Annotated in this window: 21 protein-coding genes; 15 read left to right on the forward strand and 6 right to left on the reverse strand. The window is 47.2% G+C overall.

Annotated elements, in window-relative coordinates; translation table 11 throughout:
• Nucleotides 1-89: 89 nt before the first annotated feature.
• A complete protein-coding gene (locus KVT36_RS02225; protein WP_089917820.1) occupies nucleotides 90-431 on the reverse strand; it encodes a DNA-directed RNA polymerase subunit omega in 342 nt (113 codons plus the stop codon).
• The gene (locus KVT36_RS02230) at nucleotides 400-1,371 is read right to left on the reverse strand and encodes an outer membrane protein assembly factor BamD (RefSeq protein ID WP_217601858.1); all 972 of its coding nucleotides are present in this window, start codon (nucleotides 1,369-1,371) and stop codon (nucleotides 400-402) included. Before KVT36_RS02230 ends, KVT36_RS02225 begins: the two co-directional genes overlap by 32 nt.
• 151 nt (nucleotides 1,372-1,522) lie before the next feature.
• On the opposite strand from KVT36_RS02230, the gene KVT36_RS02235 reads away from it, so the two are divergent.
• From KVT36_RS02235 to ftsZ, 14 genes are all read left to right on the forward strand, one after another.
• Nucleotides 1,523-1,729, forward strand: a complete 207-nt coding sequence (locus tag KVT36_RS02235) for a hypothetical protein (RefSeq protein ID WP_217601859.1) — start codon at nucleotides 1,523-1,525, stop codon at nucleotides 1,727-1,729.
• 353 nt (nucleotides 1,730-2,082) lie between these two features.
• Complete coding sequence (mraZ, locus tag KVT36_RS02240) at nucleotides 2,083-2,547, forward strand: division/cell wall cluster transcriptional repressor MraZ (protein ID WP_217601860.1); 465 nt, start codon at nucleotides 2,083-2,085, stop codon at nucleotides 2,545-2,547.
• A 93-nt stretch (nucleotides 2,548-2,640) separates the two neighbouring features.
• Nucleotides 2,641-3,552, forward strand: coding sequence for a 16S rRNA (cytosine(1402)-N(4))-methyltransferase RsmH (gene rsmH, locus KVT36_RS02245; RefSeq protein ID WP_217601861.1), 912 nt, complete (start codon nucleotides 2,641-2,643; stop codon nucleotides 3,550-3,552).
• A 98-nt stretch (nucleotides 3,553-3,650) separates the two neighbouring features.
• Nucleotides 3,651-4,031 carry an FtsL-like putative cell division protein gene (locus tag KVT36_RS02250; RefSeq protein ID WP_368669991.1) on the forward strand — a complete coding sequence of 127 codons (381 nt, stop codon included), beginning with the start codon at nucleotides 3,651-3,653 and terminating at the stop codon, nucleotides 4,029-4,031.
• 29 nt (nucleotides 4,032-4,060) lie between these two features.
• Nucleotides 4,061-6,169 (forward strand): penicillin-binding protein, encoded by a 2,109-nt coding sequence (locus KVT36_RS02255; RefSeq protein ID WP_217601862.1) that lies wholly within the window; start codon nucleotides 4,061-4,063, stop codon nucleotides 6,167-6,169.
• Between the two features lie 59 nt (nucleotides 6,170-6,228).
• The gene (locus KVT36_RS02260; RefSeq protein WP_217601863.1) at nucleotides 6,229-7,695 is read left to right on the forward strand and encodes a UDP-N-acetylmuramoyl-L-alanyl-D-glutamate--2,6-diaminopimelate ligase; all 1,467 of its coding nucleotides are present in this window, start codon (nucleotides 6,229-6,231) and stop codon (nucleotides 7,693-7,695) included.
• Between the two features lie 23 nt (nucleotides 7,696-7,718).
• A complete protein-coding gene (gene mraY, locus KVT36_RS02265; RefSeq protein ID WP_217601864.1) occupies nucleotides 7,719-8,969 on the forward strand; it encodes a phospho-N-acetylmuramoyl-pentapeptide-transferase in 1,251 nt (416 codons plus the stop codon).
• 3 nt (nucleotides 8,970-8,972) lie between these two features.
• The gene (murD, locus tag KVT36_RS02270) at nucleotides 8,973-10,364 is read left to right on the forward strand and encodes a UDP-N-acetylmuramoyl-L-alanine--D-glutamate ligase (protein ID WP_254639798.1); all 1,392 of its coding nucleotides are present in this window, start codon (nucleotides 8,973-8,975) and stop codon (nucleotides 10,362-10,364) included.
• Nucleotides 10,365-10,416: 52 nt separating this feature from the next.
• A complete protein-coding gene (locus tag KVT36_RS02275; protein ID WP_217601865.1) occupies nucleotides 10,417-11,619 on the forward strand; it encodes an FtsW/RodA/SpoVE family cell cycle protein in 1,203 nt (400 codons plus the stop codon).
• Nucleotides 11,620-11,749: 130 nt separating this feature from the next.
• Nucleotides 11,750-12,841, forward strand: coding sequence for an undecaprenyldiphospho-muramoylpentapeptide beta-N-acetylglucosaminyltransferase (gene murG / locus KVT36_RS02280; protein WP_217601866.1), 1,092 nt, complete (start codon nucleotides 11,750-11,752; stop codon nucleotides 12,839-12,841).
• A gap of 27 nt (nucleotides 12,842-12,868) precedes the next feature.
• Complete coding sequence (gene murC / locus KVT36_RS02285; RefSeq protein ID WP_217601867.1) at nucleotides 12,869-14,236, forward strand: UDP-N-acetylmuramate--L-alanine ligase; 1,368 nt, start codon at nucleotides 12,869-12,871, stop codon at nucleotides 14,234-14,236.
• A gap of 90 nt (nucleotides 14,237-14,326) precedes the next feature.
• On the forward strand, nucleotides 14,327-15,400 hold the full coding sequence (locus tag KVT36_RS02290) for a cell division protein FtsQ/DivIB (protein WP_217601868.1): 1,074 nt from the start codon (nucleotides 14,327-14,329) through the stop codon (nucleotides 15,398-15,400).
• Entirely contained in the window at nucleotides 15,397-16,809 is a 1,413-nt protein-coding gene (gene ftsA, locus KVT36_RS02295; protein WP_217601869.1) for a cell division protein FtsA, read from the forward strand. The genes KVT36_RS02290 and ftsA overlap by 4 nt, the downstream gene beginning before the upstream one ends.
• 118 nt (nucleotides 16,810-16,927) lie before the next feature.
• On the forward strand, nucleotides 16,928-18,664 hold the full coding sequence (gene ftsZ, locus KVT36_RS02300) for a cell division protein FtsZ (RefSeq protein ID WP_217601870.1): 1,737 nt from the start codon (nucleotides 16,928-16,930) through the stop codon (nucleotides 18,662-18,664).
• A 112-nt stretch (nucleotides 18,665-18,776) separates the two neighbouring features.
• On the opposite strand, the gene KVT36_RS02305 is transcribed toward ftsZ, so the two are convergent.
• The 4 genes from KVT36_RS02305 to KVT36_RS02320 form a co-directional block, all read right to left on the reverse strand.
• The gene (locus tag KVT36_RS02305; RefSeq protein WP_217601871.1) at nucleotides 18,777-19,322 is read right to left on the reverse strand and encodes a carboxymuconolactone decarboxylase family protein; all 546 of its coding nucleotides are present in this window, start codon (nucleotides 19,320-19,322) and stop codon (nucleotides 18,777-18,779) included.
• A gap of 55 nt (nucleotides 19,323-19,377) precedes the next feature.
• Nucleotides 19,378-20,238: a sigma-70 family RNA polymerase sigma factor gene (locus KVT36_RS02310; protein ID WP_217601872.1), complete on the reverse strand. Its 861-nt coding sequence runs from the start codon at nucleotides 20,236-20,238 to the stop codon at nucleotides 19,378-19,380.
• A gap of 70 nt (nucleotides 20,239-20,308) precedes the next feature.
• Nucleotides 20,309-21,418 (reverse strand): acetolactate decarboxylase, encoded by a 1,110-nt coding sequence (locus tag KVT36_RS02315; RefSeq protein ID WP_217601873.1) that lies wholly within the window; start codon nucleotides 21,416-21,418, stop codon nucleotides 20,309-20,311.
• A 256-nt stretch (nucleotides 21,419-21,674) separates the two neighbouring features.
• The gene (locus KVT36_RS02320) at nucleotides 21,675-22,103 is read right to left on the reverse strand and encodes a response regulator (RefSeq protein ID WP_217601874.1); all 429 of its coding nucleotides are present in this window, start codon (nucleotides 22,101-22,103) and stop codon (nucleotides 21,675-21,677) included.
• Between the two features lie 127 nt (nucleotides 22,104-22,230).
• On the opposite strand from KVT36_RS02320, the gene KVT36_RS02325 reads away from it, so the two are divergent.
• Nucleotides 22,231-24,285, forward strand: coding sequence for a PAS domain S-box protein (locus KVT36_RS02325; protein WP_217601875.1), 2,055 nt, complete (start codon nucleotides 22,231-22,233; stop codon nucleotides 24,283-24,285).
• Nucleotides 24,286-24,305: the final 20 nt, after the last annotated feature.

The following is a 24,305-nucleotide window of genomic DNA, read 5'->3' on the forward strand; positions in this document are numbered from 1 at the left end:
TACACTGCATACTACTTACTACCCACTGCCAACATATGAAATAATTTAAAGTGAACAGTTTGCATCGCTGCTAACTGCCAGTTTATAAATCAACTGTACAGATCATCATCGTTCCGGCGGAAGTAGATCTTATCGTCCAGGAATTCTGAAGTAGCCTGGATAGCCGGGTTAGCCATTCTTTCATAGAAGCGGGATATTTCTATCTGCTCCTTGTTCTCATGCACTTCCTCCAGGTTATCGGTATGGCTGGCAAATTCTTCCAGCTTGGAGTGCAGTTCTTCCTTTACAGATATGTTGATCTGGTTGGCACGCTTAGCAATAACGGCAATAGACTCGTATAAATTGCCTGTTTTGCCTTTTATCTCCGTCGTGTTCTTGGTTTCTACCCAGGGATTTAAACTACTGGTTAGATTTCTCTTTATTTTGCTCATTCTCCAAGGGTTTATTGGTGTTAGAAGAATTGTTATAGTTATTAATACTATTAGAAGTATTCGTGTTAATGATGTTGTTCATGTCAGCCTTTGCTGCTTTGGCCCTGCGGGCACGCTCCTTTTCTATCTTTTCGGTTTCACTGTCCAGGGTTTTGATATTGCCCTGTGCCATGGCGTAGTATTTTTCCGCTTCCGGTTTCATTTTGCTGCTGGGGAAGTGGTCGGCAAAATCCATGTATTCCGTTACCACATCTTCATAGCGCTCTTTCTGTTTTTCCAGGATGCTATTCCGGGCGTACTGGAAATAAGCCTTGATAGCCATATACTTATAACCATCGCTCTTATCAGAATCCGGGTAGTTACGCTGCAGGTTCTTAAAAGCAATAGCGGCAGACTTATAATACCCTAAGTTATAATATAATTCGGCGCTGTTGTACTCTTTTTGTTCCAGCTTACGGCGGCACAGCTCTATTACCAGGTTAGCCTCTGCTACTTTATCCGATGTTGGATAGTTATTAATGTAGGTCTGCATAGCAGATATGGCCTTTATGGTATTGGTCTGGTCCAGGTTTACCTTGGGCGATTGTTTATAATAACAATAGGCCTGCATATAATCTACTTCCGTAGCATGCGGGCTGTTAGGGAACGCGTCCAGGTAGTTCTTGAAGTGAAAGGCCGCCTGCACATAATCCCTTACATAATATGAGCAGTAAGCATATTTGTAATAGATAGGCTCAAATTTATCAGTGCCTTTGTATACCGGGAACAGCTCTTCATACAGCATCTGTGCCTGGGTATACTTTTTCTTCTTGTACAACTTATCCGCATAGGTCAGCTTCTTACCGAAGTCCTTGCTTTTCTCTATCCGGCGCAGTTCCATGTTACAGGCGGAAGCCGCTACCATTGCAAACAGTGTGATGTATAAAAAGATTTTCCTCATAAAAAAGAAGGGCAAAGGTACAAATTAAATGTAAATGTAGGGCTGGACAATATTTGCCGCTGTTAAAATTTTGCCAAAAGGCATAAATCACCGACCGGGCCGGTACTGCTGAAATTGGCTGACTTTTTTTAAAAAGTTGCGGGGGTAAGGGGTGCAGGCGGCTATTGGCTGCTATAAAACAGGATTATGCATACCAGCTGTAAGCCTTTTCCAGGATTATGGCTGGCTATCCGGAAAGCTTCAAACCATTTCACAATCAGCATCTTACTACCAGGTGAATTTGGGCTTACTAATGGGCAAAGCTTACCCCACTACCGGCAAGTTCTTATCCGGCACAGCTATTCCCATGGCTTACTGATGGGCAAACCTTAGCCTGCTGCCGGCAGGTTCCTACCCGGCACAACTTATTATTATGGCTTATTGATAGATGAATTGAGACTTACCACTTGCTTACCCTCACCAAGAGCTACCAGCAGGGCACAAAAAAAGAGGCAACGCCCCTTATTAACAATAATATCACATATAATCACACGTTATTCACATATGCACCAGCACTATCCACACTCCTAGGGGCATAAATCCCCGGTAAGCCCAATAGAAAGGACAGTTCTCCCCTGTGGAAAAAATTTAGAATGCATTTTTTCGTTAAAAAGTGGGAAAAAGTGTTATTTTGTGTTAGAAAATGGATTTCAAGGATTTTCGCCCCCCAATATGACAGGTTTTCTCGGTGAATATGAGGCTACGCTGGACGCAAAAGGGCGCTTTCTACTACCTGCCGGTTTCAAAAAGCAGTTAGCAGAAGGGGCCGGCGAGCAGTTTGTGCTAAACCGGGGGTTTGAAAAGTGTTTGACCTTGTATCCCATGAATGAGTGGCAGCCCATATTTGAACGCATCAGTAAGCTGAACGATTTTGACCCGAAAGTTAGGGAATTTCGCCGCTACTTTTTGAACGGCGCCACCATTCTGGACCTGGACAGCGCAGGCAGGTTATTGATTCCCAAGAATTTAATGACATATGCCAGCCTGGAGAAAGACATTATACTGGCAGCAGCCACTAATAAAATCGAGATCTGGGATATAAGTAAGTACCAGGAGTTCTTTGAAAATTTCTCACCAGGAGCCTTCAGTGATCTGGCGCAACAGGTGATGACCGGAGACAGTAACGCTCAAAGCTAAATGCAAAAGGCTTAACGCTATAGTAAACCCGGACCTGGGTACCGTAGCGCGTTCAGGCGCCACGCCTTCAGCGGTTGGCATAATTAATAAGTCATGGAAGCATCTCAATATCATTTACCAGTATTGCTGCAGGAAGTTATAGACAACCTGCAGATACGCCCGGACGGCACTTATGTGGATGCCACCTTTGGTGGTGGCGGGCATTCCAGGGCCATCCTTTCGCAGTTAGGCCCCAATGGCCGGCTGCTGGTATTTGACCAGGATGAAGATGCTTACCGCAACCGTATTGAAGACGAGCGCGTAACCTTTGTACAACACAACTTCCGCCATCTACAGCGGTTCCTGAAACTGTACAAGGCTACTGAGGCAGACGGTATACTGGCAGACCTGGGCGTGTCCAGCTACCAGTTTGATACCGCTGAAAGAGGTTTCAGCACCCGCTTTGAAGGCAATATGGATATGCGCATGGATACCCGCTCGCCCCTTACTGCATCACAGGTGCTCCAAACCTATTCAGAAAAGGCGCTGCACCTGCTGTTCCAGGAGTATGGAGAGGTTACCAACGCCCGTACTTTGGCCAAAACCATTGTAACGCAGCGTAAAACACATCCCCTGCGCACCATCAGCGAATTCAAGTCCCTGATACAGCCCATTGTAAAAGGCAATCCGCAAAAGTACCTGGCACAAGTATTCCAGGCATTGCGTATAGTCGTGAACGATGAGCTGGGCGCACTGAAAGAGCTGCTGCAGCAATCAGCGCAGGTATTAAAGCCGGGGGGCCGGCTGGCCGTTATCACCTTCCACTCGCTGGAAGACAGGCTGGTGAAAAATTTCATGAAAACTGGACAGTTCGAGATCCAGGACTCGTCTTACGATTTCACTACTGCCCCTCCCCCTAAGACCTTCCAACTGATTACCAAGAAACCCATCACCGCAGGCGACGCAGAATTGAAGCAGAACACAAGAGCAAGAAGCGCTAAACTGAGGGTGGCGGAGAAGATTTAATAATGTGTAAATGTGCAGATATGCATATGTGCAAATGAATAACAGCATAACACCGCATTTGCACATTTGCATATTTGCACACCTAAAAATTTATTACCGTGTTGCAGGAAGAGTTATTGGAAGAAGAAATTGAACAGGAAGAAGATAGTCCGGAAGTACCGGAGGCGCCGGAACAGAAAAAGGAATGGCGCCTGCGCATCAACTACCGGGCCCTTACGCAAAATATGCCCTTCATCCTGTTCCTGAGCTGCCTGGCGCTGGTATACATAGCCAACAGCCACTTTGCGGAAAAAAAGATCCGCAACATTAACAAGCTGGGAAGGGAAATAAAAGAGCTGCGCTGGGAATACCTGAATGTGAAAAGTGAGCTGATGTTCCGCAGTAAAATGAGTGAGGTGAGCAAAGCCGTAGAACCGCTGGGATTGAAAACGCTCAACAATCCACCGCAGAAAATTGAAATTAAAAAGAAAGAGAAGTAGGAAATACCGCTTACTTCATTTCATCATATATGGAAATAAAGAAAGACATACTATGGCGCGTTTACCTCTGCTTTATCGGCATGGTGCTGTTTGGCGTGGTAATACTGGCTAAGGTGTTCATGCTGCAGAATGTAGAAGGCAACTACTGGCGCAGCATGGCCGATAGCCTGCACACAAGTTATGTCTCGCTGGATGCGGAAAGAGGGACCATTTATTCAGAGGAAGGGAGAATGCTCTCTACCTCTATCCCCTATTTTGATCTGCGGATAGATTTTGCGGCCGATGGCCTGCGCGATAAGAACGGACAGGTGTTTAAAGAGAACGTGGATTCTTTGTCCGGCTACCTCTCCCGCCTGTTTGGCGACCGCACCACAGCGGAGTACAAACAGCTGCTGCGGGAAGGGTATAAAAGCAAAGACCGTTACTTTCTGCTGAAACGTAACGTACCCTTTAACCAGTTCCAGGAGCTGCGCACCTTTCCCATGTTCCGGCTGGGCCCCAATAAAGGCGGGCTGATAGCAGAAACCCGCAACAAACGCATTAATCCCTTTAAGCTGCTGGCCAACAGAACCATTGGCTTGTCAAGGGAAAATGCCCAGAACGTAGGCCTGGAAAGAACTTACGATGCTTACCTGAAAGGGATGACCGGTAAAAGACTGATGCGCCGCATTGCCGGCGGCACCTTTGTTCCGGTAGAAGGATATGATATTGAGCCGGAAGATGGCCATGATGTGAACACCACGCTGGATGTGAACATGCAGGACATTGTAGAAAACGCCCTCATGAATATGATGGTGGAGAACGAAGCAGAACACGGCAGCTGCATATTAATGGAAGTAAAGACCGGCAAAATAAAAGCCATTGCCAACTTAGGCAGGCAGCCGGATGGCAGTTACTTTGAGGACATGAATTATGCCCTGCAGGTAGGCGAGCCGGGATCTACTTTCAAACTGGCCACCGTGATCTCTGTGCTGGAAGACAAGTACACCACCATGAACGGTATGGTAGACCTGAACTACGGACGCTGGCAGGTAGGCCGCAGAACAGTATATGATTCTGAGCCACACCACCGTACAAACGTAACCGTTAAACAGGCTTTTGAGCTGAGCTCTAATGTTGGTATGGCCAAGCTGGCCTATCAGTATTACAGCAAACAGCCCAACAACTTTGTAGCACATTTAAAAAAGCTGCGCCTGGATAAACATACCGGTATTGACCTGGAAGGCGAAGGATGGCCGGTGATAAAAACCACCGCATCCAAAACCTGGAGCGCTACCTCCCTGCCCTGGATGGCATTTGGGTACGAGGTGTTAATAAGCCCGCTGCAAACCTGCATGTTATATAATGCAGTAGCCAACAACGGTAAAATGATGAAACCGTACCTCGTAAATAACATTATGGAATACGGGAAGGTGGAGAAACAGTTTGAGCCAACGGTAGTAATGGATAGCATTTGCTCCCGCAGCACGCTGAAGCAGGTGAAGAAAATGCTGGAAGGCGTAGTGCTGGAAGGCACCGCAAAAAAATTATGGACACCGTATTACTCCTTTGCCGGCAAAACCGGTACCGCACTGGTAGCCAATGGCAAAAGAGGATATGCAGATAAGATTTACCAATCCTCATTTGCCGGTTATTTCCCGGCAAATGATCCGCAGTATACCTGTGTGGTAGTGATCAAGAATAAAGCGCATGCCGCAAGGTTCTACGGCGCATCCGTAGCAGGCCCGGTGTTCCGCGAAGTGGCAGATAAATTATATGCCATTGCCGTGGAAAAACAAAAACCGTTAAAAACTACCATGCGCCTGGATTCTATGCTGGCGCTGAAGAACGGGAAAGGTACTGAGCTGAAAGAGATCTTAACTACCCTGCACCTGCCCTGGCAGGGCCCGGCGGTAACCAGCACCAACTGGGTAAGCGCATCAGTGAATGAGCAGCAGGTAGCGCTGGAACCGGTAAAACAGCTGAAAGGCGCAGTGCCGGATGTAAAGGGAATGGGATTAAAAGATGCACTGTATTTGCTGGAAAATGCAGGACTGCGTGTAGAGATCAGGGGCTCGGGTAAAGTGATCACACAATCCATACCCGGCGGCAGTAAGATAGGCAGGGATCAAACGATCGTAATTGAACTGAACACTTAAAAAAATTACAGACCTGGCCGGTTTTAGAACCGGCCAGGTCTTAGAAGTATAAACGCAGCATGCAGTTATTAAGAGACATATTATACAGTGTAAGCATCCAGGCGGTGCACGGGAATAATAATATTTCCGTGAACGAGCTGCGCATAGATTCCAGGGCTGTACAACCCGGCGATGCATTCATTGCCATAAAAGGGGTACATACGGATGGCCATACTTTTATTGCAAAAGCCATTGAGCTGGGCGCAGCTGCCGTGATCTGTGAAGTGCTGCCTGAAACGCTGCTGGAGCAGGTATGTTATATACAGGTAGCAGACAGTACGCATGCCTGCGGTGTAATGGCCGATAACTTTTATCAGCACCCCTCCCGTAACCTGCAGCTGGTAGGTGTTACAGGTACCAATGGTAAAACCACCATTGCCACCCTGCTGTTTAAGCTGTTTACAAAGATGGGTTATCATTGCGGATTGCTATCTACCGTACAAAACCAGATAGGCGATACCGTTATACCCGCTACACATACCACACCGGATGCCATCAGCCTTAACGCGCTGCTGGCGCAAATGGTGGCAGATGGCTGCCAGTATGCGTTTATGGAAGTAAGCTCCCATGCCATACACCAGCAAAGGATAGCCGGTTTAAAGTTTGCCGGTGGTATTTTCAGCAACATCACACACGATCACCTGGATTATCATAAAACCTTTGATGAATACATCCGCGTGAAAAAGGCATTCTTTGACGGCCTGCCCAATACCGCGTTTGCGCTCACCAACCTGGATGATAAGCGCGGCAATGTAATGCTGCAAAATACCAAAGCCCGCAAAGCCACGTACAGCCTGCGCACCATGGCCGACTTTAAAGGCAAGATCCTGGAGAATAACCTTACAGGACTGATCATGCAGGTAGGCGAGCAGGAAGTACACTTCCGCCTTATCGGGGAATTTAATGCCTATAACCTGCTGGCCGTATATGGCGCCGGCGTATTGCTGAACCAGGATAAACATACGGTGCTGCAGGCCCTGAGCAACCTGCAGGGTGCAGAAGGCCGCTTTGATTATATTTTATCAGACAGCCAGCGTATTATCGGGATCGTGGATTATGCCCATACCCCGGATGCTTTGCTGAATGTACTGGCCACTATCAAGAACCTGCGCAAAGGGAATGAGCAGGTGATCACCGTGGTAGGCTGCGGAGGTGACCGTGATACCGCCAAACGCCCTATAATGGCGCAGGTAGCGGCAGAGCATAGTGATAAGGTGATACTGACCTCCGACAACCCGCGCTCTGAAGATCCGGCAGCTATTATACAAGCTATGGAAGCAGGCGTGCCGGTGCACCAGAAGAAAAAAGTATTGTCCATAACCGACCGGAAGGAAGCGATCAAAACCGCTATCAGCCTGGCTAACCCGGAAGATATTGTTTTGGTGGCGGGCAAAGGACATGAAAAATACCAGGACATCAAGGGCGTAAAACACCCGTTTGACGATAAAGCCGTGCTGCTGGAAATGATGCGGATGATGGAAAAATAGAATGTACGAGGACTAACTAACTTATGCTATATTATTTATTCAACTACCTGAAAACTGAGTTCAACATCAGTGGTAGCGGCATTTTCCAGTTTATCACCTTCCGGGTGACCATGGCATTGCTGCTTTCCCTGGTTATTTCCCTGCTGCTGGGGAAACGCATTGTGCGCTTCCTGCAACGCAAACAGATCGGTGAAACGATCCGGGAGCTGGGACTGCAGGGCGAGAACACCAAGAAGGGCACTCCTACAATGGGCGGGCTGATCATCCTGTCTGCCATTGTGATCCCTACCCTGCTGTTTGCCCGGGTAATGAATGTGTACATCCTGCTGATCATCCTGTGCACTATCTGGCTGGGGTTGATCGGTTTTATAGATGATTACATTAAGGTATTTAAAAAGAATAAAGAAGGCTTAGCCGGTAAGTTCAAAGTGCTGGGGCAAATAGGCCTGGGCCTGATAGTAGGTACTACCTTATACTTTAATGATAATGTAGTGATCTCCCGTGAAGTGCTGAATGCAAAGCCTATACCCTCATATGAACGGGTGATCAGTAAAACGGAAAGGACCACCAAGGAAGGAAAACGTTTTGTGGATGTAAAAACCCCCATCACTACTATTCCCTTTGTAAAAACGCATGAGTTCAACTACTCCCGGTTAATCTCCTGGATACCGGGTGCAGAGAAATACACCTTCATCCTGTACATCCTGATCGTGATCTTCATTATCACGGCCGTATCCAACGGTGCTAATATAACAGACGGGCTGGATGGGCTGGCCACGGGCGTTTCTGCGGTCATAGGTATTTGTTTGGGGGTGTTTGCCTACGTATCCGGTAACATACAGTTTGCGGAGTACCTGAATATTATGTACATCCCTAACCTGGGCGAGCTGGCCATTTTCATAGCCGCCTTTGTAGGCGCCTGTGTAGGCTTTCTCTGGTATAATGCTTACCCCGCGCAGGTATTCATGGGCGATACGGGCAGCCTGGCATTGGGCGGCATTATTGCATCCCTGGCCATTATCGTGCGGAAAGAGCTGCTGATCCCTATTTTCTGCGGTGTGTTCCTGGTAGAGAACCTGAGCGTAATGATACAGGTAAGTTATTTTAAGTACACTAAAAAGAAGTATGGCGAAGGACGGCGCATTTTTAAAATGTCGCCCCTGCACCACCATTACCAGAAAATAGGATACCATGAAAGTAAAATAGCCGTACGCTTCTGGATAGTAGCCATTATGTGCGCGGTAGTAGCCATTGCAACTTTGAAAATGAGATAATAATTGAATAAGAACATACAATATCATCCAACAGCAGCAGACAGCACCGGCAGTACCAAACGCCTGGTGATACTGGGCGCCGGTGAAAGTGGTATTGGCGCAGCTTTGCTGGGCAAACAGCAGGGCTACGAAGTATTTGTATCTGATGGAGGAGTGATCAAAGACATCTACAAACAGGAAATGGCCGTGAACCACATCCCGTTTGAAGAAGGCCAACACTCCTGGGATGTGATACTGGGTGCAGACGAGATCGTGAAAAGCCCGGGTATACCGGAAAAGTCGGAGCTGATGAAAAAGGTGCGTGAAAAGCAGGTACCGGTAATTTCAGAAATAGAGCTGGCTTACCGCTTCAGCAAAGATGCAAAGATCATAGCCATTACCGGCAGGAACGGCAAAAGCACTACCACTGCGCTTACCTACCACATATTTAAAACGGCCGGCTACAACGCCGCCATGGTAGGCAACATTGGTATCAGCTATGCCAGGCAGGTAGCCACTGCACCGGTAGAATATTACATTATTGAGATCAGCAGCTTTCAGCTGGACGATATTACCACATTCAGGCCCCATGTAGCCATTTTACTGAACATAACACCTGACCACCTGGACCGTTATGATTATAAGATGGAAAACTACGTAGCCTCCAAGTTCAGGATAGCCATGAACCAGACAAAAGATGATTATTTCATTTACTGCATGGATGACCCGGAGATCAGGAATTATATGAACGAAAAAACTATTTACTCAACAACAATACCTTTTACTATCATGGAACCATTGAAGAAAGAAGGCGGATCTATAACAAACGATCAGGTGAATATAAAACTGAATGACGATCCGGTGATCGTGTCCATCTATGATCTTGCCCTTAAAGGCAAACATAACTTATACAACTCAATGGCAGCAGGTATTGCAGGCAAAACCATGGACATACGGAAAGAGAAGATCCGCGAAAGCCTTACCTCTTTCAAGAGCCTGGAGCACCGTATGGAATATGTAGCCACCGTGCGCGGGATAGACTTTATTAATGACAGCAAAGCCACCAACGTAAACTCATTGTGGTTTGCGCTGGAAAGCATGGAGCAGCCGGTAGTGCTGATCATGGGCGGGGTAGATAAGGGCAATGACTACAGCGCCATTAAAGACCTGGTACAGGAAAAGGTAAAAGGGATTGTTTGCATGGGAGTAGATAACAAGCCGATACAGGACGCACTAAGCAGCGCTACCCCTGCCATGGTAAATACCAGCAGCATGAAAGATGCAGTGCAGGAAGCCTTTAAGCTGGCTGCCAAAGGAGATGTGGTATTGCTTTCCCCGGCCTGCGCCAGCTTTGACCTGTTCAAGAATTACGAGGACAGAGGCAAGCAGTTTAAAGAAGCAGTAAGAGAATTGTAGGACAAACGGCCCTCAATTCGTAATTCGTAATTGACAATTCGTAATTGAGACTATGGGTGATTTTCTTTATAGGACAAAAGGTGACAAGGTGATATGGGCGATCGTGGTCTTCCTGTCGCTGGTGAGCTTGTTGGCAGTATATAGCGCCACAGGCTCACTGGCGTATAGGGAAAGAGGCGGTCATACGGAGTATTACCTGTTAAAGCAGCTAACCGTACTGGTAATGGGCTTGCTGATCATCTACTTTGCGCACCGGGTGAATTATACTATTTATTCCCGCGTAGCGCAGATAGGGTTCATCATTTCCATACCCTTGCTCATTTACACCCTGGCCTTTGGATCGCATATTAATGACGCCAGCCGCTGGATACGGCTGCCTATTATTAATCTTACGTTCCAGACATCAGATGTGGCCAAGCTGGCCATTTTCATGTATGTAAGCCGGCAGCTGTCCAAACGGCAGCATGTGATCACCGATCTGAAAAAAGGATTTTTGCCCATCATTATACCGGTAGGCATTATCTGTGTGCTCATTATGCCGGCCAACATGAGTACAGCCTTATTGCTGGGCGCCAGCTGTATGCTGTTATGTTTCATTGGCCGCATACCTGTAAAATACCTGGCCGCCATGGTAGCCATGGGTGCGGGATTAGTGCTGCTGATGTTTGTGGTAGCAAAGGTTTCCGGTATGGAAGGGCGTACCCAAACCTGGTTAAACAGGATCGAGCATTTTACCAATAAGGAAAATTCAGAAACACCTTACCAGGTGCAGCAGGCCAACATTGCCATTGCAGGCGGCGGCTTTTTAGGTAAAGGACCCGGTAACAGTACGCAGCGTAATTTTTTACCGCATGCGTATTCCGATTTTATATATGCAACAATTATCGAGGAGTATGGTATCTTTGGCGCCTTTTTAATATTGATGGCTTATATGCTGTTGCTGTTACGCTGCATCCGCATATACCGGAAATGCCCCTACGCATTTGGGGCCTTCCTGGCATTAGGACTTAGTGTAACGCTGGTGATACAGGCGCTCACCAATATGGCGGTGAATGTAGGCGTATTCCCGGTTACAGGGGTTACGCTGCCCATGGTAAGTATGGGTGGTTCATCCGTAATATTTACCAGCCTGGCCATTGGCATCATATTAAGTGTGGCCCGCAACGTAGAAGAAATGGAAGGTAAAAAGGCAGAGCAGGAAAGGTTAGCGAGAGTGCTTGCAGAGCAAGAGGAGGAAGAATACGAGGAGGCTTAATGAATAATTAAGAATTAATAATTAACAGGTGGTGCGGGGTGGAAAAAGTGCGGTTAATTAATTCTTAATAGATCACTGGCAAGGAACAAAACATAATCATATTAATCATTAATTATTCATTATTAATTAAATGGCGCGTAAGGTAATAATAGCAGGTGGTGGTACCGGAGGACATATCTTCCCGGCAATTGCTATTGCCAATGCGTTGAAGAAGATAGAGCCCGGCATAGAGATCCTGTTTGTGGGCGCTAAGGGCAAAATGGAAATGGAGAAGGTGCCGCAGGCAGGTTACCAGATAGAAGGTTTGGACATTGCAGCATTTAACCGCAGCAATATGCTCAAAAACCTGGCGCTGCCTTTCAAGATCATAAAAAGCTTAAACCAGGCCAGTAGTATATTAAAACGCTTTCAGCCCAATGTAGCGGTAGGTGTAGGCGGTTACGCCAGTTTTCCCATGTTGCGGAAAGCACAGCGCAAAGGCATTCCAACCCTGATACAGGAGCAAAATTCCTTTGCCGGCAAAACCAATAAGATCCTGGGCCGTAAAGCCAGCCGTATTTGTGTGGCCTATGACGGCATGGAAAAATTTTTCCCGGCAGCTAAGCTGATCCTCACCGGCAACCCGGTAAGAAGCAGCATCACACAATCGGCTGTAACCCGGCAGGAAGCGTTGAAACAGTTTGGCCTGCAAGAAGGTAAAAGAACGGTGTTTGCTTTTGGCGGCAGCTTAGGCGCCAAATCCATCAGCGAAGCATTGAAAGCCCTGCAGCCGGAGTTTGTGGAAAAAGATGTGCAGCTGATCTGGCAAACGGGTAAGCTGTATTACGAAACCGCAAAAGCAGCTGCAGTGCCCTACGCATCGCACATAAAGGTGTTTGAGTTCATTAACCTGATGGACTTTGCGTACAAGGCAGCAGATGTGGTGATCTCCCGCGCAGGCGCTATGACCATTGCGGAAGAATGTGTAGCTAAAAAGCCGGTGATCTTTGTGCCGTATCCATATGCAGCAGAAGACCACCAAACGTTTAATGCGCAGGCGCTGGTAAGCAAACAGGCCGGGCTGCTGATCAAAGACAGTGAGGTAGGCAAAGAGCTGGGTACTACCCTCTTTAGCCTATTGCAGAACAAAGCCCTTACGGAGCAGCTGGAACAAAATATTGCAAAGCTGGGCAACAGCAATGCAGATATGATCATAGCACAGGAAGTGTTAAAACTTATTTGAGGATATACGATTTACGAAATCAGCAAGATGGATCTGAACAACATACAAAGGGTGTATTTCATTGGCATAGGCGGCATAGGCATGAGCGCCATTGCACGGTTCTTTAATGAGAACGGCGTGCAGGTGGGCGGTTATGACCGTACGGAAACCGCTCTTACCAAACAGCTGGCAGAAGAAGGTATGCAGATCCATTATACAGATGATGTAAACCTGTTGGATAAGCAGGCCACCCTGGTAGTGTATACACCTGCTATTCCTGTTATACATTCAGAGCTGCAATGGTATCGTGAAAATAACTTTGAAGTGGTAAAACGCAGTGATGTGCTGCAGGAAATTACCCGGGAGCTGTTTGCCATTACGGTAGCCGGCACCCATGGTAAAACCACCATCTCTACCATGATAGCGCATATACTGCGCCATAGCGGGTATGGCTGTAATGCATTCCTGGGCGGCATTAGCGTGAATTATAACCGCAACTTCTGGAGCAGTGATAAAAGAGTGGCCGTAATTGAGGCAGATGAATACGACCGCTCTTTCCTGAAGCTAAGCCCTGACATTGCCGTGCTTACTGCCATGGACCCGGATCACCTGGACATTTACGGCACGGAAGCAGATATGCAGGAAGCCTTTATTCAGTACACAAAGAATATAAAGCCCAACGGTACGTTAATAGCGCGGGAAGGCCTGCAACGCGCAGCAGACCTGCAAGCAGATAATAAGCTGTGGTACCGCCTGAACAGCAATACCGCCAATGCGTATGCTAAGAACATCCGCAACCAGAACGGCGGTTACCAGTACGATGTAGTGCAGCAGGACTGGACCATTGAAAATGTAACGCTCCCCATTGGTGGCCTGCATAATGTGGAGAACAGCGTAGCCGCCATTACCGTAGCGCAGCTGCTGGGCATTGACGAAGCAGCCATAAAAGCCGCAGTAGCGGACTTTAAAGGCATACGCCGCCGCTTTGAGTATGTGATCAATAACGATTACCAGGTGTTCATAGATGACTATGCGCATCACCCGGAAGAGCTGCGTGCATTGATAAGCAGCGCACGCGACCTGTTCCCGGATAAAAAGTGCGTAGTGGTATTTCAGCCGCACCTGTATACCCGCACCCGCGACCTGGCCGATGGTTTTGCAGAAAGCCTGGCCCTGGCAGATGAGGTGATCTTATTACCCATTTACCCGGCGCGGGAGCTGCCCATAGAAGGCGTAAGCAGTGAAATGATCGCCGGTAAAATAAGTGGAAAGCCGGTGCAGATACTACAGCAGGCGGAAGTGCTGGAATGGCTTAAAGCCAATACAGCACCCCTGTTCATTACTGCAGGCGCAGGTGATATAGACCTGATGAAAGAGCCGGCTAAAAAAATATTGGAAGGTGAAAAGAGTGAGTAATAGTGCAGAGTGAGAAGCGAACTGTGAAAACAGGCAAGCGTTTTCACATTTCACCTTTCACATTTAATAACAAATTAAAAACTAACAAGAGTGCAACCTAAAACACGCAAGGCATTAAAACGTATGGGTACCGCCCTTTTATGGATGGCAGTACTTGTTGGCTTTGTGGTATTGGTAAGCGCCGCGGTAAAAGTGAAAGATACCACCCAGTGCAAAGGCATCGTGGTAAAGCTTTCCGGTGACGATGAGAATTTCTTTATAGAAGAAAAGGATATCAAGGCGCTGATCGTAAAAAATAAAGACCTGAACCCGGTAGGCAAGCCTGTAAGCAGCATTAATATAGCCATTTTGGAAAAAGTGGTAGCGCAGGATCCCTGGGTAAAAGAGGCAAACCTGTTCATTGACAACAACCGTGTGCTGAACATTAAGGTAGTACAGCGCGAGCCGGTAGCCCGTGTGTTCACCACCACCGGCAACAGCTTTTACCTGGATGCGCAGCGCGACCGCATACCGGTATCCGAACGTTATACCGCAAGGGTGCCTGTATTCACCGGCTTCCCTACGGATGCGCTGCAGCTGCAAACAGCCGACAGCGCGCTTACCGCGGGGATCGTAGACTTCAGCACCTACGTGCTGAACGATCCCTTTTGGATGGCGCAGGTAGAGCAGGTGAATATTAACGGCGAACGCAAATTTGAGATCACCCCCAAGCTGGGCGATCATATTATTGACTTTGGAGAAGGAACAGATGTAGAGAAAAAATTTACCAAGTTATTAGCCTTTTATAAAGAAGGCCTCAGCCGGGTAGGCTGGAACAATTATACCCGTATTAACGTGGCGTTTGAAAATGAAGTAGTATGTACCCGTAAAGATGGTACGCCGCCGCCCAAACCCACCCCGCCGCATATTGATAGTGTGGACGTGGATATGGCCGGCACAGGCGACGTTACTGTTATCACAGCAGCAGCGCCTGCAAAAGAAACAACCAGGCATACTGAACACACGGAAAAGCCGGCCGCAAAACCGGCTCCGAAAAAGGAAGTAAGGCCTTCATCCAATAACAAAACACCAAAACCACCGGCTAAAACGCAGCGGACACCCAAAGCGGTATATAAGCCGGCGGACAAACCAATTAACGCAACAAAAAAACATAAAACGCCATGAATCAGGAAGCTCCCATCATTGTAGGCCTTGATATAGGAACTACGAAGATTGCTGCCATTGCAGGAAGGAAGAATGAATACGGGAAACTGGAAATCCTGGGATTCGGTAAAGCTCCATCTTTTGGTGTGCAGCACGGAATGGTGCTGAACATCGATCAAACTATCAAAGCCATACGGCAGGCACTGGAAAACTGCTACGCTTCAAATCCCAACCTGGAGATCAATGAAGTGTATGTAGGTATTGCCGGCCATCATATAAAAAGTTTGCAAACCCGCGGGGATATTGTACGTAGCGATACGGACGCAGAAATTTCCCAGAAAGACATTGATCAGCTGATCAACGACCAGTATAAAACGGTGATACCCGCCAGTGACCAGATCATTGACGTGATACCGCAGCAATATATTGTGGATAGCCTGCAGAACATCACCTACCCCATTGGGATGTCGGGTGTGAAGGTGGGCGCTAATTTCCACATTATTACGGGCGATAAGAATGCGATCCGTAACATAAACCGCAGCGTGGAAAAATCCGGCCTGCGCATACATGACCTGGTGCTGCAGCCCCTGGCTTCCGCTGCCGCCGTTATGTGCGACCTGGATTTTGAAGCCGGTGTAGCTATTGTAGATATAGGCGGTGGTACTACGGACCTGGCCGTGTTTTACGAAGGTATTCTTAAACATACAGCGGTAATTCCTTATGGCGGGGAAAACATTACCAATGATATTAAGAATGGCCTGGGCGTACTGAAAACACAGGCAGAGCAAATGAAAGTGCAGTTCGGCTATGCGCTGGCAGATGAAGCCAAGAACAATGCCTACATCACTATTCCCGGCCTGCGCGGACAGAACCCCAAGGAAATATCTGTAAAGAACCTGGCGCACATTATTCAGGCGCGTATGAGCGAGATCCTGGATTTTGTAGTATACCATCTGAAACAGATAGGCATGGATAATAAAATGCTGAATGGCGGTATTATCCTTACCGGCGGGGGCTCCCAGCTGAAACACCTGATACAGCTAACCGAATATACTACGGGTGTGAATGCACGTATCGGTTACCCGAACGAGCACCTGGCCAGCGGGCATATTGACGAGCTGACCAAACCCATGTATGCTACCTGCGTAGGCTTAATACTGAAAGGTTATAACGATTATGAGAATGACCGCAGGGCGCTGGAGGAAAATTATGTAAAGATCAATACCAGCTTTATAGCCAAGGAAAAAGCTTCCAATAAGGCAGCCACTGGCGATGATGACTGGATGCAGGAAGAAGAACCGGCAGAAGATACAGCAGCCATACAGGCAAGGAAAGCAAACGAAAGGAATGCATCTTTGAAAAGCTTCCTGGACAGGATGAAGACAAAGATCATAGATATGTTCACAGAAGAAGAGGACGCAAAACTATAAGAATTAATAATTAAGAATTAATAATTGGATGTAATTGAAAGACTGGCCTTAATATTGTTAATTCTTCATTATTCATTATTAATTACTTAGGCAACTAACCCATAAAAGAGATAGAGTCATGATACATTTTGATCTTCCAAAGGAGAAATCCTCCATCATCAAGGTAATAGGCATTGGTGGTGGTGGAAGCAATGCGGTGAACCACATGTTCAACCAACGCATTGAGGGGGTGAATTTTATTATCTGCAATACCGATGCGCAGGCAATCGCGAATAGCCCCGTTCCAAATAAAGTGCAGTTAGGACCGCACTTAACACAAGGACTGGGCGCTGGCGCCAATCCTAAGATCGGTGAGCAGGCAACGGAGGAATCCTTTGAAGAGCTCAAAAAGATACTGGAGGTAAATACCAAGATGGCCTTTATTACGGCAGGCATGGGCGGCGGCACCGGTACCGGTGGAGCGCCTATTATTGCGCGTATCTGTAAGGAACTGGGTATTTTAACCGTAGGTATTGTAACCACTCCCTTCTCCTATGAAGGGAAGAAACGTATGATGCAGGCAGATGAGGGTGTAAACCGCCTGAAAGATTACGTGGATACGCTGCTGATCATTTCCAATGATAAGCTGCGCCAGAAATACGGCGATCTTAAATTCAAGGCTGCTTTTGAAAAAGCAGATAATGTACTGGCCACGGCTGCCAAATGTATCACAGATGTGATCAACAGCACCGGCCAGATAAACGTGGACTTTGCGGACGTATGCACCGTAATGCGTAACGGCGGCGTAGCCATACTGGGCGCTGCTACCGCAGAAGGTGAAAGCCGCGCGCAAAGGGCCATTGAAGAAGCCTTAACTTCTCCGTTGCTGAATGATAACGACATCAGCGGCGCTAAATGGATCCTGATCAACATTTCATCCGCCGAAGGCGAATTCGAGCACACGCTGGATGAAATGGATACCATACAGGCTTATGTACAAAGCATGGCCGGTGAGGATTGTGATGTGATCTTAGGTGTGGGCTACGATCAAACCCTGGAACGAAAATTAGGTGTAACCATTATTGCCACCGGTTTTGAGCAGAAGCCTATACAGCGCCTGCCCATGAACCCGGAAGCTGAAATTAAAGCAGCGGAGCCTAAAATTGTAATGCAGCTGGGACAGGATGGTGATGAAAAGAAAATGACCAATCCCAAAGGCCAGGGCGACCTGTTTGTGGAACCCACAGACCATATGGCGCCCCGGCTGGTAGAACCGGTAGTAACACACCCGCAGCAGGCAGCCAATTATACACCGCCGCCCGCTCCGGAAAAACAGAATTTTGTATTAAACATTGAGCCTGACCCGGATTATGTACCGCCGGTAATACCCGCACAGCCGGCGCCACCGGCCAGCAACAATACCGGTGCAGGAATTAACGTTATACGTCAGCAAACACCGCCGCCGGCCACCTTCATTCATATAGAACCGCTGAGCAATACGCCGCCCCCGGCCAATGACCAGCCGGAAATGAAAATGGTGTTTAAGGAAGAGGAAGAGCCGGCAACACCGCCGCCTGCACCAACACCTACACCTGCTCCTCCCACATCTGCTGTAGATGAGCAGTTTGAAGAGCAGAAACGGAAGCAGGCAGAAAGGATAGCCAAGCTGCGGAGCATTAGCTTCAATGTGAAAACGATGGATAGTAATACGGAGATTGAAAACGTGCCCGCTTACCTGCGCCGCAATGTAGATCTGGACAATGGCGCCGGATCCGCAGAACGTTTTTACTCCAATTATACCGTGAGTGAGAATGGCCAGAACCAGGCAGAGATCAATACTATCAATACCTTTTTAGATGGGAAAAAGCCCGATTAATGAGGAGCGATCCCTCATGGGTTAGTTCTCTGCATTTTTTCGTTTGATTGTTTTTTAGTTGTGTTAAAGAAAGTCCTCCGGTTCTCCGGAGGACTTTTCATTTTAATGCCCTTTATTGCAGGCTGCACAACCCATCAGACCCAATGCCCAACGCCAGGTTCATCGTGTTATAATAGCCCTCTGAAGCGCACAGGAAGGTAATGTAGATGATCTGCTCGTCCGTGAAGTGCTGCTGCAGGGTTTTAAACACTTCATCCGGTACCTGTTTGTGCAGTGTTACTTCTTTTACATATTGCAGGCAGGCTCGCTCAGCCGGTGTAAATAAAGGATCAGTATCAAAGGCGTGTAATGCGCCCAGCTTTTGCATACCCTGGCCCTGCTTCATGGCATAGGCCTGTGCAATATCCATGCAAAAGGAGCACTGGTTAATATCAGATACCAGCATATGGCAAAGGATCTTTAGCTCTTCAGGTAGCGTTGCCTCCTGCTGGATCTTATAGAACAGGGAAGCAATCTTCATCATCCGCGGTACGCGGGCATAAATAACTTTGGCAGGCGTAATTACCTTGCCCAACACCTTTTTAAAATACTGGTAGCTCAGCTTCAGGTACAGCCCCTGCGGTTTTTCAATGGGCGCTAGTCTTAATGAATGTTCCATGGCAAAACGTGTTTTTTACCTTTAAGACAAACGCCTGCCTGTTTTGTGACAACTTTTAGAGGGAATACCGGATATTTTTCAACTTATCAGGATTGCGGATAAAATAAAAGCTATCAATACCTTCCTGGCCTGCTTCAAAACAAATGCATAATACAGGCTGGCGGGTGGCAGCATCAAATACGCCAATGGCCTGCTGACCATTCACCCACAGCTGCTGGAATAAGGGCTGCACCACAGGCCGGTGTTTGAAAATACCCAGTATAAAGCGGGCCACGGTATCCGGTCCAAACAGCGGGTGTACAGCAGCAGATGCTTTGCCGCCGCCATCGGAGTAAAAGGCAATATCTTCCCGCAGCAGGGATACCAGTTTGGTTTGATCCATGTTCAGGCAGGCCTCCATAAAGGCTTTCATCAGCTGCTGATGCTGGGCGGTATCTGTATTAAAACGTTTTTTATCCTGCTGCAGTTTTTCTTTTGCGCGGTGAAGGTGTTGCCGGCAGCTGGCTTCCGGGATGTCCAGGATGGTTTCCAGCTCTTTATAGGCTACATCAAAACTTTCCCTTAACAGGAACACGGCCCTTTCCAGCGGGTTTAGCTTTTCCAGTAAAAAAAGAAAACCAATGGAAAGATGGTCGCCTTCTGCTGCAGGCGGCTCCGGTGTGGCGGTGGCCGGTTCAGGCAGCCAGGGACCGGAGTAGAGCTCCCGTTGCTGCTGTAATATTTTAATGCGGTTAATACTATGGTTGGTAACGGCCCGCAGCAAATAATGCCGGGGTTGTTGTATGTGCTGCACATCCATTTCCAGCCAGCGGGCATAAATATCCTGCACAATATCTTCCGCCTCCTGCCGCTCCCCTAACATGCGGTAGGCAACAGATAACAACAAGGGGCGGTATTCAAACACATCCGCATGCATACCTTAGTATACTTTAATAATTTGGCCTATGGTGCCGCCGGCGCCTATCATCAATATTTTCATACGCGTATTATTGTTTTAATGCTTCCTGCTGATGTACACTTTCTGCATGTACATCCTCATACAGCTCTTTAATAAATTCCTCTGAAAGGCCCAGCTGTTTGCCTTCGGCAATGGCCCTTTGCAATACATCGTTAAACCGGTTGCTTTGCACCACGCCAATTTTATGTACCATTTTATAAGTACCTATAGCACGGGCAGCTTCCATTCTTTCTCCCAGCAACTGCACGATCTGTTTATCCAGCTGATCAATTTTATCGCGGTAAACGGTCATGGTATCTATCTTGCCGCCTTGTGTTTGCGCCCCCGCTTTGCCGCCGCGTTCTACGCTTTTAATATCTTCCTCCCTGTTCTTTTTAAAATCAAAATGTTCGTAATCGCTGGTGGCAGGCACCTGTACGTTGTAGCTATCCAGCACATCTATTTCAATTTGTATATGGTCTGTCAGCAGGTCTATCATATGCCCGCCTTCATTTTTTTGTGCAGAGAGAAAATGGAAATGATAACCGGAAATGTTGGTGTTATCCATAAACACGGGCAGGCGGTATCCTACCAGGTCGCCCTGTGCGCTGTTATAAGTAAAAAAGTGTTGCAGGCTTAACATATCTGCCAGCGGTGTATGCTGGTGCTCTTTTACGGGCGGAAAGGCGCGGGTTTTTAACATGCTGAAGGTACCGCTGATGTGAATAGCGTACATGCCATTCACGTTCGTAAGCACACTATCCAGTAAATGAAAAAGCGCCGCTTTATCCATTGCTTTATTAGGTGTGATCTTTATTGAAGGATGAAAATAATTGACCATAGCAAAAGAAGCCAGCTGTTTATCATTCACCTCAAAAGTTTTACCGGTGTGCTGTGTTTGATAGATCCTGCCGTTTAAGATGATCAGCTCTCCATCCAGCAAGGCCGGCGCACCCAGGCCAAAATCACCATGTTGCTTAAGTGCGCCATATGGGTAAATGCCATCGTACAAACCACCAATCAATGCCCCGCCAATACCGGCAGTATATAAATGATGTAAGGTATCATTCCCCTTATGTGTGCGGCTTAGGCCGGCGGGGCGTGCAGAGAGTATTATTAAGGCCAGTACAGGGAATATTAAGATATGGATAAGGCGCATGGTAAATGAAGTTTAGATCTTACAATGGCATCAAAATTACAGCACCGGGCTGTATGGTGCAAATGAAATTATACAGGCAACCTTATTACAGCCCGGCACGTATTCATTTCAGCTTTGCAAGATAAACTTGACCTATGCCAACTTTTACTGGTGAAAGATATGGCCTTGTTCATGCGCCTTACTAAGGAAGTAGGGCAACTAGTAACACGTTGTGATGTATATAGCCTGGTGATAATTATTGCCAGGCTATACTTTTTTAATGATGGTTGCGTAACAGGTGTAGTGAAGGAGAGAATACAGATAACAGGCAGCTGAGTAAATGTACCAGCTCTTTAAAATCGTCTGGTTTTACTACAAACAAATTAGCGCCGTTATCATAAGTCAGCGCTATATCAAACTGTAAGTTGGAAGTAGACATGATCACCACCGGAATGCGTTTGAACTGATCCTGGCTTTTTAATTCCTTAAGGGTACTTCTGCCATCTTTAACAGGCATATTAAGATCAAGAATAATGAGGTCTGGTTTTTCAATAGCGCCGGACAAGTAAGAAAAAACCTGCTCTCCATTCTCCACTTCTTTGATGGTATATTTAATGCCGGTATGGTTAATGCCTTCAATAAATAATTCCCGGTCAATCGCGTCGTCATCCGCCAACAGAATGTTCAGGGGTACGTGCTTATTCACAATTGGCATCACAGTTTTTAATAAATTTTATTGCAGGGAAAATAGTCCGGACACAAGTATTATTAATCTGAATTGATTTTGGTAAATTTATTGATTACTTGCCAATTAACAACAATAATTTACCGCTATGGCCATCGAAGATACCACCCACGATGCGGGCGAGATGCAAACCTATCCTATACTGGAACTGCTGTTGGAATCTGCGAAAGCAATTAACTCCGAGGTGGAGCTGGAGAAGCTGGTGCAGCGTATTACTGATATTGGCACCTCCCTTAGCGGCGCGCAGTTTGGCGCATTTTTTTATAATGAAGAAAATCCAGGTGGCGAGAAGTATTTATTGTACACTATTTCCGGGGTGCCGAAAGAAGCCTTCTCTAAATTCCCTATGCCCCGGAATACCAAAATATTTGGTCCAACCTTTTCTGGTAAAGGCGTAGTGCGGTATGACGATGTTACGCAGCAACCGCATTATGGACAGAATGCCCCTTACCATGGTATGCCCCGCGGGCACCTGCCGGTAAGGAGCTACCTGGCTGCGCCTGTGGTAGCGCCTATTACGAATGAGGTAATTGGCGGTTTGTTCTTTGGTCATTCCAGCCCGGGAGTATTTACTGAAATCAGTGAGCAGCTGATAGAAGGTATTGCCGCACAGGCAGCTATTGCCATGGGCAATGCGCGCCTGTTTGAAGAAAAGAAAAAAACAGAAAGAAGCTTACTGGAACAAAAGGAACAGTATTCCAGTATTTTTAACGCTACCTCCGACGCCATTCTTATTTATGATGAAAAAGGCATTATAGCAGAAGCCAATCCTGCTGCAGGAAAAATGTACGGTTATGCAAATACAGAAATAGTAGGCCTGCACGGCAGCGCGCTGATGCAGCAATTCCCGGAAGAGTTTGAAGGCATCCGCGAAATTGTGAAAACCGGTAAATCTTATTCCGGCACCGGCATACATGTAAAAAAAGATGGCACGGTGATCCACACGGATATGGTGCTCACGAATTTCATCTTTAAAGAAAAACAGCATTACCTGGCTGTAATACGCGACGTAACCGGCGATAAACGTAGCGCTGAAGCACTGCAAAGAAGCGAAGCGCTTACGCATGTTATTACCAAAACATCGCCGGTAGCACTATGGATAACGAATAGTAAAGGAGAGAACACTTTTGTAAATCAAACCTGGGTAGACTGGACCGGCAAGCCGCAGGAAATGCACCTGGGTGATAAATGGCTGTCTGATGTTGATGCTGATGATAAAGAAAGCATGCATGCCCGTTTTATGGAAGACTTTCAGCTGCGCAAAAATTTTGAGTTTGAATTCCGTCTGAAACGGCGGGATGGAACCGTAAGATGGTGTGTATCCAACGCCAGCCCCTATTACAGCCCGGCTGGTGTGTTTGAAGGTTATACCGGATCCTGCATGGATATTACGGAAAGAAAAACAACCCTGCAGCATTTACAAAGCCGCAATGTGCTTATTAACACCATTACTAATAACACGATGCAGGCGCTGTTTATGTTGGATGAACACCGCATATGCACTTTCATGAACCCTGCTGCAGAAAAAATGACCGGATTTAAGATCCATGAGCTGCAGGAAAAACCATTACACTACTACGTGCACCATACCCACCCGGATGGCCGGCACTTTCCAATAGAAGAATGCCCTATTGATAAGGCAACCAGCACCCGCCACCAAACCGGCGGAGAAGAAGTATTGATACACCGGGATGGCTATTTTTATCCCGTAGCATTTGTATCCAGCCCTATTGTGGAGAATGGTGTATTAAAAGGCACGGTGCTGGAAGTGCGCGACATTACCGAAGAAAAAAGGATCCAGCAAGCTCTCCACGACCAGGAAGAAGCTGTCAAACATACCTTGGAACAAAAAGTTAAAGAACGTACTGCTGACCTGGAAAAGCTGAATTATGAGCTGATGCAGTTTACCAGCGTAGCCTCCCATGACTTGAAAGAACCTTTGCGCAAGATCTCCCTGTTCAGTAAAATGTTGAAGGATAAAGCCGGCAATATGCTGGAGCCTGCAGCAAATAAATACATTGATACTATCATTAACTCCTCTAGCCGCATGTCGTCGCTGATAGATGACCTGCTGGCCTTTTCCCGCCTTTCGCAGGATAACCTGCAATTTGAACCTGTAGACCTGAACGCCTTGTTGCAATAGATCTGGCAGGATCTTGAAAT

The sequence above is a fragment of the Chitinophaga sp. GbtcB8 genome (assembly GCF_019091455.1).
In the GTDB taxonomy this organism is placed as follows: domain Bacteria; phylum Bacteroidota; class Bacteroidia; order Chitinophagales; family Chitinophagaceae; genus Chitinophaga.

Coding starts and splice junctions, on each gene's coding strand:
- KVT36_RS02225 (WP_089917820.1), bottom strand. CDS start 431: ATGAGCAAAATAAAGAGAAATCTAACCAGTAGTTTAAATCCCTGGGTA.
- KVT36_RS02230 (WP_217601858.1), bottom strand. CDS start 1,371: ATGAGGAAAATCTTTTTATACATCACACTGTTTGCAATGGTAGCGGCT.
- mraZ (WP_217601860.1), top strand. CDS start 2,083: ATGACAGGTTTTCTCGGTGAATATGAGGCTACGCTGGACGCAAAAGGG.
- rsmH (WP_217601861.1), top strand. CDS start 2,641: ATGGAAGCATCTCAATATCATTTACCAGTATTGCTGCAGGAAGTTATA.
- KVT36_RS02255 (WP_217601862.1), top strand. CDS start 4,061: ATGGAAATAAAGAAAGACATACTATGGCGCGTTTACCTCTGCTTTATC.
- KVT36_RS02260 (WP_217601863.1), top strand. CDS start 6,229: ATGCAGTTATTAAGAGACATATTATACAGTGTAAGCATCCAGGCGGTG.
- mraY (WP_217601864.1), top strand. CDS start 7,719: ATGCTATATTATTTATTCAACTACCTGAAAACTGAGTTCAACATCAGT.
- KVT36_RS02275 (WP_217601865.1), top strand. CDS start 10,417: ATGGGTGATTTTCTTTATAGGACAAAAGGTGACAAGGTGATATGGGCG.
- murG (WP_217601866.1), top strand. CDS start 11,750: ATGGCGCGTAAGGTAATAATAGCAGGTGGTGGTACCGGAGGACATATC.
- murC (WP_217601867.1), top strand. CDS start 12,869: ATGGATCTGAACAACATACAAAGGGTGTATTTCATTGGCATAGGCGGC.
- ftsA (WP_217601869.1), top strand. CDS start 15,397: ATGAATCAGGAAGCTCCCATCATTGTAGGCCTTGATATAGGAACTACG.
- ftsZ (WP_217601870.1), top strand. CDS start 16,928: ATGATACATTTTGATCTTCCAAAGGAGAAATCCTCCATCATCAAGGTA.
- KVT36_RS02305 (WP_217601871.1), bottom strand. CDS start 19,322: ATGGAACATTCATTAAGACTAGCGCCCATTGAAAAACCGCAGGGGCTG.
- KVT36_RS02310 (WP_217601872.1), bottom strand. CDS start 20,238: ATGCATGCGGATGTGTTTGAATACCGCCCCTTGTTGTTATCTGTTGCC.
- KVT36_RS02315 (WP_217601873.1), bottom strand. CDS start 21,418: ATGCGCCTTATCCATATCTTAATATTCCCTGTACTGGCCTTAATAATA.
- KVT36_RS02325 (WP_217601875.1), top strand. CDS start 22,231: ATGGCCATCGAAGATACCACCCACGATGCGGGCGAGATGCAAACCTAT.